This is a genomic window from Streptomyces sp. NBC_00984 (genome assembly GCF_045162475.1).
GTDB lineage: Bacteria > Actinomycetota > Actinomycetes > Streptomycetales > Streptomycetaceae > Streptomyces.
Genome location: NZ_CP108734.1, coordinates 8,793,158 through 8,807,222 on the forward strand (window position 1 = coordinate 8,793,158; position 14,065 = coordinate 8,807,222).

Annotated in this window: 11 protein-coding genes and 2 pseudogenes; 8 read left to right on the plus strand and 5 right to left on the minus strand. The window is 68.5% G+C overall.

Annotated features, from left to right (window positions below):
* Nucleotides 1-45: 45 nt before the first annotated feature.
* Nucleotides 46-864, minus strand: coding sequence for an alpha/beta fold hydrolase (locus tag OG520_RS39290; RefSeq protein WP_406016341.1), 819 nt, complete (start codon nt 862-864; stop codon nt 46-48).
* Nucleotides 865-1,240: 376 nt separating this feature from the next.
* Here OG520_RS39290 and OG520_RS39295 point away from each other — a divergent pair, with 376 nt between their 5' ends.
* Complete coding sequence (locus tag OG520_RS39295) at nt 1,241-1,450, plus strand: helix-turn-helix domain-containing protein (protein ID WP_406016342.1); 210 nt, start codon at nt 1,241-1,243, stop codon at nt 1,448-1,450.
* Nucleotides 1,451-1,460: 10 nt separating this feature from the next.
* On the opposite strand, the gene OG520_RS39300 is transcribed toward OG520_RS39295, so the two are convergent.
* The gene (locus OG520_RS39300; protein WP_406016343.1) at nt 1,461-1,649 is read right to left on the minus strand and encodes a hypothetical protein; all 189 of its coding nucleotides are present in this window, start codon (nt 1,647-1,649) and stop codon (nt 1,461-1,463) included.
* Here OG520_RS39300 and OG520_RS39305 point away from each other — a divergent pair.
* The 3 genes and pseudogenes from OG520_RS39305 to OG520_RS39315 form a co-directional block, all read left to right on the plus strand.
* Nucleotides 1,648-2,022: pseudogene (locus tag OG520_RS39305) on the plus strand (hypothetical protein); the annotation flags it as partial. The gene OG520_RS39300 and the pseudogene OG520_RS39305 overlap by 2 nt on opposite strands.
* Before the next feature lie 517 nt (nt 2,023-2,539).
* Nucleotides 2,540-2,584: pseudogene (locus OG520_RS39310) on the plus strand (hypothetical protein); the annotation flags it as partial.
* 18 nt (nt 2,585-2,602) lie between these two features.
* Nucleotides 2,603-3,382: a helicase associated domain-containing protein gene (locus OG520_RS39315; protein WP_406016344.1), complete on the plus strand. Its 780-nt coding sequence runs from the start codon at nt 2,603-2,605 to the stop codon at nt 3,380-3,382.
* A 145-nt stretch (nt 3,383-3,527) separates the two neighbouring features.
* On the opposite strand, the gene OG520_RS39320 is transcribed toward OG520_RS39315, so the two are convergent.
* Nucleotides 3,528-4,184, minus strand: coding sequence for a hypothetical protein (locus OG520_RS39320; RefSeq protein WP_406016671.1), 657 nt, complete (start codon nt 4,182-4,184; stop codon nt 3,528-3,530).
* A 285-nt stretch (nt 4,185-4,469) separates the two neighbouring features.
* On the opposite strand from OG520_RS39320, the gene OG520_RS39325 reads away from it, so the two are divergent.
* From OG520_RS39325 to OG520_RS39335, 3 genes are all read left to right on the plus strand, one after another.
* Nucleotides 4,470-4,553, plus strand: coding sequence for a hypothetical protein (locus OG520_RS39325; protein ID WP_406016672.1), 84 nt, complete (start codon nt 4,470-4,472; stop codon nt 4,551-4,553).
* A 478-nt stretch (nt 4,554-5,031) separates the two neighbouring features.
* Nucleotides 5,032-6,345 (plus strand): serine hydrolase domain-containing protein, encoded by a 1,314-nt coding sequence (locus OG520_RS39330; protein ID WP_406016345.1) that lies wholly within the window; start codon nt 5,032-5,034, stop codon nt 6,343-6,345.
* Nucleotides 6,346-6,942: 597 nt separating this feature from the next.
* Complete coding sequence (locus OG520_RS39335; RefSeq protein WP_406016346.1) at nt 6,943-7,596, plus strand: helicase associated domain-containing protein; 654 nt, start codon at nt 6,943-6,945, stop codon at nt 7,594-7,596.
* Nucleotides 7,597-8,338: 742 nt separating this feature from the next.
* Here the strand turns inward: OG520_RS39335 and OG520_RS39340 are convergent.
* Nucleotides 8,339-8,971 (minus strand): DUF2461 family protein, encoded by a 633-nt coding sequence (locus OG520_RS39340; RefSeq protein ID WP_406016347.1) that lies wholly within the window; start codon nt 8,969-8,971, stop codon nt 8,339-8,341.
* A 785-nt stretch (nt 8,972-9,756) separates the two neighbouring features.
* Here OG520_RS39340 and OG520_RS39345 point away from each other — a divergent pair.
* Entirely contained in the window at nt 9,757-11,340 is a 1,584-nt protein-coding gene (locus OG520_RS39345) for an alpha/beta fold hydrolase (protein WP_406016348.1), read from the plus strand.
* Between the two features lie 292 nt (nt 11,341-11,632).
* On the opposite strand, the gene OG520_RS39350 is transcribed toward OG520_RS39345, so the two are convergent.
* Nucleotides 11,633-13,873: an MMPL family transporter gene (locus OG520_RS39350; protein WP_406016349.1), complete on the minus strand. Its 2,241-nt coding sequence runs from the start codon at nt 13,871-13,873 to the stop codon at nt 11,633-11,635.
* Nucleotides 13,874-14,065: the final 192 nt, after the last annotated feature.

The window sequence follows — 14,065 nt, forward strand, 5'->3', positions numbered from 1 at the left end:
TTCCGCCAACCGCAACGACGTCCGACCGCGCAGTGACCGCTCCTGTTAGCCTCCGTTTCCGGTGCTGACTGTACCCACGGCATGGCTCAGCACGAAGTCGCGCGCCAGGCGTGCGGCCTGCTCACGGGCCTCGATGGTGATGCCGTGCCGAGTACGCGGCAGGATCACCAGACGTGCGCCAGAGATCTCCGATGCCATGAGTTCGGCGACCTGAGCGCGGACGATGGGGTCCTCCGCGCCATGCAGCACGAGAGTAGGAGCCGTGATTTCATGCAGCCGGGCAGTGCAGTCGTGGTTCTGAATCGCTGTCATGCGGCGTGCGTCGGCGTCTACGGGACGCCCCTGCAGGGCGCGCTTGGCGTCGGCGACGAGCTGCGGGTCGTTCGCCTGCCCCTCGGGTGTGAGGAGCAGGTCCAGCACGAACTGCGCCCGCGCGTCCGGCCCCATGGCGGCGATGCGGTCACCAAGGCTCTCGGTCATGGTCCAGCTCGGGGTGGCGCCTGACAGTATGAGAGACGCGACCCGCTGGGGGTAGTGGATCGCCAGGTGCATGGCGATCGCTCCGCCGTACGACACTCCCATAACATGCGCGCGCTCAAATCCCAGCGCGGCAAGGAAGTCGGCGCAGTCAGCGGCTTGCCGAACGATGTCGTACGGCTCGGGCCCGTTGAGTGTGTCGCCGGTGTCACGCTGGTCGAAGCTGATGGCCAGGATTCCAGCGCCTAACAGGGGGCGGAAGGCATCAAACTGCCCCCTATGGCTCTCCCCGCCATGCAACAGAACCAGCGGTTCACCCTGGCCGGACTCAACGTAGGCAATATCGATGTCGCCGACTTTGACGTGCTGAAACCCCTCAGAACTCACGCGCTCACCTCCACAGGCGTGCATCCATCGCCTCGGCGAAGACAGGATCGGCACAGGACGGCGGGCTCGCTGCCACCGAGCGGTGGGAACGCTCGATCATCTGGTCACTCACTCTCCGATCGCCTCAAAGCTGAGTACAGCATGGGAACCGGGTATCGCCCGGTCGCTGGTTCACCTCTGCCCCGACCACTACTCCACAAACGAAGGCACTCTCAAGTGATCAACGCACCACCCCCCCCGGGTGATCACGTGGTCGTGGAGGCACAGGTGCGTGACTACGGGTTCTCGCCGGCTCAACAGGATGAGATCTGGCGACGCTGGCGCGAGGGGCAGTCGTTCAGCTTGATGGGGCGGGCGCTTGGTGCGCCGATGCACCATGTCCGCCCGGTTTCTGTACCAGAGCGGCGGGGTTCGCCTCGCTCCGCAGCAGCGGTCAGAGCTCCATCTGACCAGCAGCGAGCGCGAGGAGATATCCCGAGGTATCGCGGCGGGTGAGTCCGCCCGGCAGCTGGCGCGACGGCTTTGTCAGGTTGAGCGAGTGCTCGAGGGTGTGAGCCGGTTCGACGCGTTTCGGCTTCGGTGGTGACAGCGCCGTATCAGGTGGTGTGCGTCGACATCAGCGACCCCGAGTTCCACCAACTGCGCCAGGAAGCCGGGCTCGGATCAGACGCCGCACGCGGAGCACGGCTCGCGGCGTTGCAGACCGGTCTGGTGACCGCGGCCGCCGAGGAGAGCCTGCGGAAGGTGTTGACGTTCCACAGCCGGGTCAGTGAAGCCGAAGCCATGGCCGCAGGCGTCGTCGACGCGGCCAGGAAGCTGTGGGAAGACGATCCGCGACACTACCCGGAGCCGGGGCGGGTATGGGCGGACTGGCTGTACGGCGAACACTCACCCGCCCACGGACGCGCCGTCCTGGAGGAATTCGCCTCCGACACCATCACAAACCAGGCCCAGGCCCAGGGCCAGGTCCAGGGTCAGGCGCAGCTGGTCGAGGGTGGCGTCGGGAGGCGCACCGGGGATGGCAGGGGTGGCGGGCGCGGCAAGGGTGAGCGGCGGTCGGGGAAGAGCCTGGTGCCGGCGGCGTTGCGGGTGCTCAGCTCGGTGAAGGTGCTGGGCGAGGGCGTCGATACAGCGAATTATGATTCCGTCGCATTCTGCGATTCGCGAGGGTCGATGATCGATATCGTGCAAATGGCCGGACGCGCCCTGCGAATCAAGCCCGGTGAAGGAAAGATTGCTTCTCTGGTCGTTCCGGTATTCCTTGCTCCGGGGGAAAGCGCGGACGAAATGCTGACCTCACCGGCATACGGAACCCTCGCGAAGATCCTCGGAGCGCTGCGGGCGCACGACACCGAAACGATCGAGAGCCTCGCTGATCCCCGTATCCGCAGCGGCAGTTGGGGGCCTGAGGAGGGCGCGGAAGGCGAGATAGTGGAGCCGACTGGTGAACGGAAGCCGAGTGCGCCCGCGCGGGAGCTGCTGAAGTTCAGCACACCCAGGGATCCGGCGTTGCTGGCGCAGTTCGTGAAGCTGCGGGTCATCGAGCCCGAGAACACGTTCTGGCGCCGGGGCATCCAGGCATGCGTGCGGTATGTGAAGGAGACCGGGGCAGGGCAGTTGCGGGTGCCGTACGACTACGTCACCCCCGATACCTGGGCGCCGGCCGGGTTCCCCCCTGGGGACCTGGCTCGCCGACCAGCGGAAATCCCACAAGGCAGGGCGCCTGGATGCGGGGTGGGTGGAACAGCTCGATGGGCTGGGCATGGTGTGGTCGCACCAGGACGTCGCGTTCGAGGAAGGCCTCACAGCCGCCCGCGCCTGGGCGGCCGTGCACGGTCACCTGCTGCCACCCGCGACCGCGGTCTGGGACGGGTATCCGGTCGGGGCCTGGGCCAAGAACCAGCGATACGCCGCCCGGGCAGCAGACACAAACGCGCGGCGGCGGGACGCCGGCCTCCTCGTCCCTTCCAGTGCGGGTGCCTTGACCGAGGCGCGGCGCGCGGCGCTGGAAGAGATCGACCCGGGATGGTGCCCGGTATGGGACACGGGGTGGCAACGGTGCTTCCGCCTCGTCCAGAACCTTCTCCAGGACGGCGGGGTCTTGCCGGTGGTGGTCGGCAAGGTGATCGTGCAGGGCGAGGACCTCGGGAGGTGGGTCGCGGCGCAGCGGCTCGGGTGGGAGCAGCTCCTGCCCGCGCAGCAGTGGCTGCTGGAGAACGTCCTCGGGATCGAACCCGCCGAAGAGGCAGAGCGGCCGGTACGGCGCACGCAAGACGATATGTGGGCACTCAACCTCACGGCCGCACGGCAGTTCCATGGCCGTGAGGGGCACTTGCGGGTACCTCGCAAGCACGCCGAGCACTTGGAGATGGAAGAGGGCCCGGGAGGTCGTCAGGGCGGCGCTGAAGGGGTCGTGGTGGTCAAGCTCGGCATGTGGCTCGACAACGTCCGCAAACGCGCCGACAGGCTCACCGAACAGCGCCGGGCCGACCTCGACCAGCTCGGCATGCGCTGGTAGAGGAGGATGCTGCCGTTGGACGAGCAAGGTCTCCGAGGCGGTGGGCACGACAGTGATCTCCGCCAAGGCCTTGGTGGAACCTTTCACCCACGTGGGGAGGAAGACTTCGCGGGAGTTCGTGTTCCAGGCGCTGGAAGCCGGTTGATCAGATGATGCGGGGGATGGTCTCGTTGCGCTTGGTGGACCAGTTGGTGACGATGGGCTTGTCCACGGTGGCCATGTCGGGAAGTTCGAGCTCGGCGGGGTTGGGGTCGTCCTCGGTGGTGGCGATGATGACGTTCCCGAACTCCGTGCCGCCTTCGCCGTCGGTGGTCTTGGGGTTGATACCGGTGTACGCGACGGCAGAGCCGGAGAGCTTGATGGGGTCTTCGCCGCCCTGCCCGACGGGGGAGGCAACGCCGTCGGCGTTGGAGCCGAAGGAGACGCTGGGGGTGTTGACGTCCAGATAGCAGGTCATACCGGACTTGGCCTTGGCGGTGACGAGGTAGTAGCTGATGGGCTGAGCCTCCCAGGTGACCGTGAAGTCCAGGTCGTTGGTGCCGCAGGACTGCCCGTAGGCGCTCTTCCCGCCGTCGCCGGAGTCGGTCTTGACGGTGGAGCCGCGGGAGCTGGAGCTGCCGGTGGAAGGGCTGTCGCTGGAGGAGCTGTCGCTCCCGCCGCTGCCGGTGGAGGCGACGGCGGAGGGTGCCGCAGGGCTGCCGGTGTCCGCGACGTCGTCGGGGTCGCAGGCGGTGGTGGTGGCCGCGAGGGCCGTCACGGCCGCGGCGGCAAGGACGAGACGGGCGGCGAGACGCGAGCGCATCATGATCTCCAGCGGCTTTCGGTTGCGGTGTTTCCTGCTGACACCGACGACACTAGGGGCGCGTCGATCCTGAAATGATCTCGCGAGTGTCCAGGTTCTGTCTCAGCGATTCGGTTCCATGAAACGGCATTGGGTTTCACGAACCCAGCTCAAGAAGCCCGTACCTGACTACTAGTCAGGAACACCGGTCGGCGCCGGCAAGGAGAAGACAACACCGCGATCACCGCGCCACCAAGATGACTGGCGCCCCGGAGAAAGGCCTCCGCCGCCGTCGGCACCGCGAAGCTGGAGGCCGGCGGCAACTACTCGTTCTTCTGCACCTTCCCCGGCCACATCTCGATGGAGAAGGGCAAGGTCATCGTGAAGTGACGACCTCCTACATGAGCGCCAGCGCCCTGAGCCGGATGCTGGACAGCGCACCCGACCGCCGCGAGCACCGCCCGGTTCCCTCACCCGGCACCCGGCGCCGGGCCCGCCCCGGGGGGCGATACCTCAAGGGCAGCACCAGAGACACCGACCGTGCCGCCCCTGGGCACCTCTGTGGCGGACCAAGGACCTCGTACCTCGCCGGTCCGCGAGTGCAGCAACGGCGAGCCGCCCCGGCGCCGAACCGACTCCTCCGCCTTGCTATACGAGCAGCACCCGTGTGCCGACTGAACCGCTTCGGGCGCCGTGCCCGGATACACCGCCGCGGGTCCGGCCCGATCGCGCCTTCCGGAGAGGCCGGAGCCATCTTTGACAACAAGGAGGAGATCCGGCGACAACTCGTCCCCAGGAAGGACGCCATCACGAACATGATCGATCAGGATGACCTGGATATATTCGGACACGAAGGAAGGGACTCCCCTTGCGCCTCCTCCGGATAACCGGAACCGTCATCGCCACCACCCTGTTACTGACCGCTGCCGCACCCGTGGCCTCAGCCGGTGCCAGACCCAGTGCGGCCGCCGCGTCCGCGCCGTCGTCCCCGCCCGGGAAGGCCCTGGACCCGGCAGCGCTCGGCAGCTCCCTGCTCGCCGTCCACGAGGCGGGCATGTACGGCGTCTACTCCAGCGTCCGCGACGGCGCCCAGAGCTGGACCGGCGCCTCAGGGGTCGCCGACGTGGACACGGGCCGCCCAGTGAAGCCGGGGATGCGACAGCGAGTGGGCAGCATCAGCAAGACCTTCGCCGCGGTCGCCGTGCTCCAACAGGTCGAACGCGGCCGTATCCGCCTGAACGCCCCCATCGGCGACTACCTGCCGGACCTGATACCCGGGCAGCGCGGCCGCCAGATCACCGTCCGGATGTTACTGAACCACACCAGCGGCATCGGCGACTACATCACCGGCGCCTTCCCGTCCCTGGCGCGCGGCTCGACGGCCAGCCTCGACGAGGAGCGCTTCCGCTTCGTCAGCCCTCAGGAACTGGTCCGTCTGGGGCTCACGGCCCCGGCCACCGGAACGCCCGGGGCCCAGCCCGGCCACTACTCCAACACCAACTACATCATCGCCGGCCTGCTCCTCGCCAAGGTCACGGGCCAGAACCCAGAGACGTACATCACCCAGCACGTCATCGACCGCGCCGGACTGCACCACACCTCCTACCCGAGCAGCCCCGACATCCAAGGCCCGCACGCCCGGATGTACGAGAACTTCTACGGCCTGATCGACCCGCCCCGCGACTACAGCGTCTACGACATGTCCTGGGCCTACACGGCGGGCGCAGTCGTCTCCACCACCGGCGACCTGAACCACTTCTACCGCGCCCTGCTGACCGGCCGGCTGATCGGCCCAGCGGCACTCAAGGAGATGCAGCGCACGGTGTCGGTGAACGGCATGGACTACGGCCTCGGCCTGTACGCCGTCGACATCCCCGGCTGCGGCCGCTTCTGGGGCCACGACGGCGCGGTGTTCGGTGCCGGCACCATCGCGCTGGCCAGTCCAGACGGCAGGCGCCAGGTGGCCGCAGGCTGGAATCTGATGAAGTACCAACGGATCGACGCGGACGGCACCGGCTTCGAGTCGAGCCCGATCGACGACGCCCTCAACCGCTACGTCATCGGCTCTCTGTGCCCGGCGTACGCCACAGCCCCGTCAGCGGCTCTGTCGGCTACACCAACCCCCACGGTACTCACCGGCGCCGACCTCTCCCCGGAGTCCTGGGCGGCGGTCCTGCGCTGAACCGATCAGCTCAGTGAGACTCAGTTCGCCGGGCTGAAACGGGAGTTGGATCGCGGCCCGCCGGCCCACGGCCGGCGGGACGTGGACCCCGCGCAAGGTGACGATCAGGTCCGGGAAGCAGTCCTCGCGGCGGGCCGAGCGAGGTGGACGGGTGCCGGTACATCGACGGAGTGTGCGGCAGCACCGCCTCGGAGGCCAGGCGGTACATGACCTGGCGCAGCATGACTCCACTCTCGTAGCCCTCCACGACCTCCCGGGCCCGGTCCACGACAGCCGGACACCGGATCCGCTGACGCGTCATACCGGTACTTGCACTTGTACTCATCACGTCGGCGCCGACCCTACGGGAAGCTGCCTTTCCCACGGCCATCACGGGGAAAGGCACCTCATGCGGCCAACGGGTCAAGTTGACCTTGTCCTGCGTGGGGTCGGCCACCGCGAATGCGGACAGCAGGGTGTCTGCCCGGAGCCCCAGCACCAGACGATGAGATCCGCAGTCGCGAGGAGTTGGTTGCGCTCGTCTGCTCGCCGGGCTCGCCGCCGCCCGCGAGTACGCCGCCACCCACGGCCACTTCCTCCCTCCGACCACCGCGGTGTGTGGGGGGGCATCCGATCGGGGTGGGGGCGAAGAACGCCCGCGCGGCGGCGCGTAGGGCGCGGGAGAACGAGGAGCTGCGCGCGGCCGGCCTCCCCGTGCGGTCGGCGGCCGGGGCGATGACCGAGGCGCGGCAGGATGAACTGGACGCGATCGACCCGGGGTGGTGCCCGGCCTGGGACACCGCGTGGCAGCGCTGCTACCGGCTCGTCCAGAACCACGTCCAGGCCGGCGGTACGCTCCCGGAGGCTGCGGGCGACGTCGTGGTCCAGGGCGAGGACCTCGGACGGTGGGTGAACGCGCAGCGGTTCGGGTGGGAGCAGCTGCTGCCGGTACAGCAGTGGCTGCTGGAGAACACCCTCAAGGTCACACCGGCTGGGGAAGAGGAGCGGCCTGTGAAACGGACGCAGGACACCATATGGGCCCTCAACCTCACGGCAGCACGACAGTTCCACTCCCGTGAAGGGCACCTGCGAGTCCCCCGGAAGCACGTCGAGCACCTGGAGACCGAGGACGTGCTGTCGGGCCGTCAGGGCGGCGCTGACGGGCCCGTGGTGGTCAAGCTCGGGACGTGGCTCGACAACGTCCGCGAACGCACCGCGAAGCTGCCCGAGCAGCGCCGTGCGGACCTCGATCAGCTCGGGATGCGCTGGTAGACGCTGCGGAGCGTGACGTAGGGCCGTCATACGCGCCGGTAGAGGCCGATTCCGTGGCGGCTGGACGTCACGCTGTCCCCCTCGCCGGACTCGCGCCGGGGTGAGGCGTCCCGGTGCAGCGGCCCTTTCCCAGGGACGGCGGAGGTCGGCGGCGAGCGGTCGGGCGAGACGAAGCTGGGTGTGGGCCGCGCTCACGAGCCATGTCCAGCGGTCTCGCCGCTCGTGACATATAGCGGTGCCGTGAACTGTGGTTTCTCCGGTTGTCTCACGACTTGACCGGAAGGTGCTGTCTCACGATCGTGTCATTTCCTCAGGAGCCTTCAGCCTACGCGTTGTTCGGCGAGGTCCAGCCAGTGCTCCACGTCCGCTGGGGTGAAGTGTCTGGTGGTCTAATCGAAGGCTCATGTGAGCCCATGCGGGCCGCAGAATGTCCTCGGGCAGCGTTTTGAGGACAGCGTCGAGACGTAACGCTTCGGTATCGGCGAGTGGTCCTGCCTGCATGCCCGCCGCCTGGCTATGTGGTGGGACGAAGCGGTGATCGTCTGGCCAGCGCACATAGGCTGCACCTACTTGCCCGCCTGGGCAGGGGCCGTCCAGAGCAAGCGGACACCGGTCTGGGTATGAAGGGCGTCGACCGTCCGCGCGGCATCGAGCTGCTCAGCACGCGCCCAACTCTGAAGTAGAGAAGTCACTGGGCCGACTGTCGCTGCCCGCCTCGCAGCCGTCAGTGGCCGAGGTGATGTCAGGCGGCGCGCTTCACGTGGCGGACCAGCCACATCAGCAGGGCGTCCAGGTCAGCGGCGGCTGAGAGGACCCGGTCGACCGCCTCGGGGGTGTGCAGCCACTCCTCGCAGCCGAGGGGACGGGCGGCGATCAGCGAACGGTGGCGCAGCAGGTTCGTACGGGAGTGGTCCGTCGGATAGCCGCGCGGCGGGCGTTTCATCACGTCCCCGGAGATGTCGTAGCCCTTCTTCCGCACGTCCTCGACGATGGCGCACAGTTCGTGGCCGCTTCCCTCGGAGGCCACGGCTTTACGGAACATGTCCACCTGGCCGGGATCGGGGTACCACCAGGCGCCTTGGATCCGCAGGCCGTCCAGGGAGAACCGGAGACCGATCTCGATCTTGCGGCCGAGTCGGATCACCGCGCCCTGGTGCTGCCACCACCAGGAGTTGGTGCGGTAGTGCCAGACGGAGAAGTCCTCGTACCGGTGGTCGGCGTCCGCGACCTCGTTGAGCAGGGCGATCATCGGCTGCCGGACCAGGCGTTCGCGGTCCGCGCGGTAGCGCTCGCGAGTCGCGCGGGTCGGTTCGCCCTGGAGCTGCCACAACACGTCCATGGCCTGCTCCGGCCAGCCGGTGAACTGTTCACGCATGCGCGGAGGGTAGCTCACCGCCGCTGCCCCGGAGCACGACGGCGGCGATGCCTGGGACGGGCGTTGTCACGTTGGTGCGGTGTTGATCGATTGAGGGCGCGTCAGGGTGTGTAGGGGTCGGGTGGGGGCCTGGCTTACGCTGCGATGGGCTGGTCGGTGGCGCCGGCGATCTCGTCCCAGATGGCGAAGCGGGTGGTCATCTCGGTGCGGTATTGGGTGGCGGTCATCAGGTGGCGGCGTGGTCGGAAGTGGGGTGAGATGCCGCTGAACGCGGCCAGGAACCACTGGGCCCCGCCGAGGGCTTGTAAAGAATCAACGCGTTGCTTTGGGGGCTCTGGCGCGTTGGTCTGGTATGCGCATACCGAGTGAGGTTCGTGATCAACTCGCCCTGAGGTTCGGGTGAACCAGAGGCGGAAACCAAGCCCAGCACACCCCCGCACACCCTCAAGTAACCGCACACCAACAAGTTGACAATGCCCGCCGGGGTGTTGAGCTGTTGTCGCGGTCTCAATGCAGGGCCGTGGACGATCCGTTACTGGGGATGGCCGCACCGGGATTGGGGGGACAGCCGTAGTGAGTGGGGCTACTGCTGCGCATAGCGTCTACGGTGTGGAACATATACGGAACGGGGCAAAGAGATCCCCCTTCGACGGGCACCGACCGGCCCGGTCTGCAGCGGTGTCGGCTGTCCCGTCGGGCGTGGTGGCGGTTGCCGTACCCACGGCGGACGCAGCGCATACGACTGGCACTTCCGACCACAACACCCAGCGCCCCAAGGAAGCTTCGTGATCACCTCCAGCCCCGTCGTGCGCCGCACCTCGGCCGTGGGCCTCGCCCTCGCCGCCTGCCTCGGCGCGGTCCCCACCGCCGCGGCCGCGCCGGCCCCCACCATGTCGAAGTCCGAGGCCCGGCTCGACCATTATTACGATCAGCGCCTGGGCTGGGGCAGTTGCGCCAAGAGCTCGGGCGACACCATGGGCCGTGATCTGGACAAGGCCGGCGTGCAGTGCGCGGACGTCACTGTGCCGCTTGACTACGCCGACCCCCGGGGCCGTACGATCACGGTCGCGATATCCCGGCTCAAGGCCACTGACACCCGCCACCGCATCGGCTCGATCCTGCTCAACAACGGCGGCCCCGGCGGCACCGCCCTCGAATCCCCGCCGGAATTCCACGCGTGGATGAAGAAGGTCGGCCCGCGTTACGACGTCGTCGGCTTCGACCCGCGCTTCGTCGGCCGCAGCACCCCGCTGGACTGCGGCTGGTCCGTCGGCACCAATCTCTTCTCGGCCGGTCTCAGCCGGGCGAGCTTCGAGCGCCAGGTCGCCCTCCAGAAGGATCTGGCCGCCAAGTGCCGGGCCACCAACGCCTCCGTGCTGCCGCACGTCAGCACCCGCAACACGGCTCGCGACATGGACGTCATCCGCGGCGCGCTCGGCGAGAAGAAGATCTCCTACTTCGGCTACTCGTACGGCACCTACCTGGGCACCGTGTACACCCAGATGTTCCCCGACCGCACCGACCGCATGGTCCTGGACGGCGCCATCGACCCACGCAAGTTCGGCCCCCGGCTGCTCCGGGAGGTCGTCGGTGAGAACGAGCAGGCGCTCGCCGACTGGGCCTCTTGGGCTGCCGTCCGCAATGACACCTACGGCCTCGGCCGCACCCGCGCCCAGGTCCTTGCCACCATCGACCGCGTCATCAGGGCATCCGCGCGCGCACCGCTGACCGTCGGCAGCGCCCCGGATGCCTTCCAACTTGACGACACCCAGACCCCGTTCCTTCTGCTCGCCGGCCTCGACAGCGACACCGACGCGTCCCGCGCGGCCCTCGGCGAGCAGGTGTCCGTGCTGAACGAGGCCGTGGCCGGGCAGCCGACCCGGCTGTCACCGCAGTTCGCCGGGCTGCTGCGGTTCGCACTGACCGGCGAGCAGTCACACCACGGCAGTGTGCAGTCCGCGGTCATCTGCGGGGACGTGGCGGCCCCGCGCGACCCCGAGGTCTACTGGCGGGCCATCGAGCGCAGCCGCGCCGCGTACCCGCGCTTCGGCGCGCTGGCCAACAACATCGGCCCGTGCGCCTTCTGGGACCGGCCCCGCGAGAAGCCCACCCAGGTGAAGCACGACACCAAGGCGCTGATCGTGTCCGCCACCGGCGACACCCGCACCGCCCACAAGGGTGCCGTTGGCCTGCACGGCTTGTTGCCGAGCTCCAAGCTGATCACCCTCAAGGGTGCGAACCGGCACGCGATCTACGGACTGTACGAGAACGCATGCGTCGACAACAAGGTCAACCAGTACCTGGCCACCGGCCGGCTACCTGCCAACGACCGGACCTGCTCCAAGCAAGCCGGGCTTCAGCCCAGGTGAGCAGCACACATTCCTTGATCAGGAACTTCCTTCAAGAGAAGCCACACCCATCTTGAGCGGGCCCTCGAGCGACTTTCTGACCCAGTGTCCGGGTTCGGGGGCCCGCAGCAGCACAGTGCGGATGAATATCGATCGGGGCGAACCTGTCTGGGCCGGGCGCGATTTCCAGTGGGCTTCCAGGGTGTTTCTGACGGCTCTTGAAACATCTGGTGGCTGTCACGGGTGCGCGCGCTCAACCATACGAGGCCGTGCCGGACAGGTGAGGTGCTCACGGGTCACCTGAGCCGTTCGGTCAGTCCGCCATCATGACCCGGTCGGGTTCCGGGGCAGGTGTGTTCGCACGGTGCTGCGGGTGGCTGCGCTTGGTGGGCCGTGGGCGGACCGGCCACCAGATGCTCCGTCCGAGGAGTGCGGTGAGGGCGGGGACCAGCACCAGCGAGAGGACGAGCGCGGAGAGCAGGATTCCGAGCGTCGTTGCGAAGGCGATCTGCTCGTTGCCCGGGGTCGTGGCGAGGGTAGCGAAGGAGCCGGCAAGGACCAGGCCTGCGGTCGCGATGGCCGGTGTCGTGTGCTGCGCCGCGCGGGCCACGGCGGCGCGGGCCGGGCCCGGTCGCTGCATTTCCTCCCGGATCCGGTCGCTGATCAGGATGTTGTAGTCGGTGCCCAGTGCCACGACGAACAGAAACAGCACGAGCGGGAGGGAGAAGTTGACGCCCGGCTTGCCGAGGACGTGCTGGAAGAGCAGGGTGGCGGCGCCGAGGGTGGCGGCGAAGCCGAGCCCGACGGAGAGCATCAGGATCACCGGTGCGAGCAGGCTGCGCAGGAGCAGCAGGAGGATCAGCGCGATCAGTACGGCCGCGACCGGGAACACGATCTTCAGGTCGTGGTCGACGGCGGTGGAGATGTCGGCGTAGATCGCCGCCGTTCCGCCCACGTGTGCCGTCGTTCCGGCGGGTGTGTGCTGGGCGACCGCTGCCCGTACGGGTCCGGAGGCCAGGTCGCGGGCCTGCTGGCTCTGCGGGTCCGCGGTCGGGTAGAGGTCGATCCGGGCGGCGCGGTGGTCCTTGTTCAGGACGGTTGGTGCGACCTGGCCCACGCCCTTGACCTGGGTGAGAGCACGGGAGAGGCCGTCGAGCCGGCCTGCGGTGAGGGTGCCGCCATCAGTGGCGGTGACGAAGACGCTCGTCGGGTCCGACACTCCGGCCGGCAGCGCACGGGATATCTCGGTCTCGGTGGCCGCCGCAGGGGTCTTGGCAGCGGCGTTGCCCTGGCCGTAGTCCATGCGGATCCCGATCAGTCCGGCGGCAAGCGCGGCAAGCAGGGCGACGGAGGCGAACGTCATCGTCATCGGTCGTCGTGCGACCTGCGCCGCGAAGCGGGCGGCACGGCCCTCGCCGGGCTTGTGGCCAAGGGCCTTGGAGGGCCAGAACATCTTGCGCCCGGCGGCCGCGAGCAGCGCCGGCAGCAGGGTGAGGCTGCCGAGCAGCATCACCAGGACCGCGATGGCGATGGCGGGGCCCAGCGAGCGGAACTGGCCGAAGGTGGCCACGCCCAGCGTGGCGAACCCGGCCACGATGGTCAGCGCCGCCGAGGTGATCGCGGTGCCCACCCGTCCCGAGACCTGCCCGGCCGCCTCGCGGGCGGACTGCTCCGGCCGGGCGCGCAGTTGCTCGCGGAAGCGGAACAGCAGGAACAGCAGGTAGTCGATACCGATGCCGAGCAGGACCACGCTGATCAGATCAGGAGTGCCCGCGTCGAGCTTGCGCCCGGTGAGTATCGCGGCACCCGCGACGGCTCCCCCCGCCACGCCGATGATCATGGCGACCGCGACCAGCGGCAGCAGGGCCGCCAGCACGCTGCGGAACACCAGTACGTTGATCAGCAGGATGAGCCCCATGAGGAGGGCGCCCCCGACCTTCGCGGCGGTCTCGTGGGAATCGGTGGTGTCGACGGTGTCAGCGAGCCTTCCGGTGAAGCCGGTACGCATCCCCGCCTCGGAGAACTGCGTCCGGGCGGCGTCCCGGAAGGCCCGGTAGACGCCCTGGACCCCCTTGTCCGTACGGTTCCCGATCAGCTCGACGGAGAGCAGTTCAAAACTCCGGTCGGGTGCCACCATCGCCGGGGCTATCCGGGGTGTCTGGGAGCGGTCCGGGACCAGGAATTTCGGCCTGTCGTCCTCCCTGGGCATGATCACCCGGCGCTGCGCCAGCTTCGCCGCCTCGGCCTCGACCCGCTTCTGGTCGGCGGCGCCGAGAGCCTTGCCGTCGGACCGGGCGACCAGCATCGTCACGGTGGTGGCGTCGGGGTTCACCCCGAACTGTTCCTCGGCGATCTCCAGGGCGGCGGCCGAGTCGTAGCTCTTGGGCAGGAAATCCCCGGTCTGGTTCTGGGTGACGCGGCCGATCAGTGTCGGGGCCAAGGCGCTCAGCACGACACCCAGCACCGCCCAGAGGGCGATGACTTTCCACGGGTGTCTGGTGGAGTATCCGGTCAGGGCGCGGATCACGATGTCCTCCGGCGGACGGACTTGCATGCGGACGTCTGCCGGGGGCTCCCGGCCGGTATCCAGACCATCACCCCGAGGGGCCGGGAAGCGTCCTGGCAGCGGATGATCCTGGCCGGGGCCCTGGGTCCTGCCCCGGCCAGGGACCAGGACCCAGGTCCTGGTCCCCATCCTGGTCGCGGGCCGCGAGCTGCAGCTGCTGTGCAACTCTGTACCGGAGGC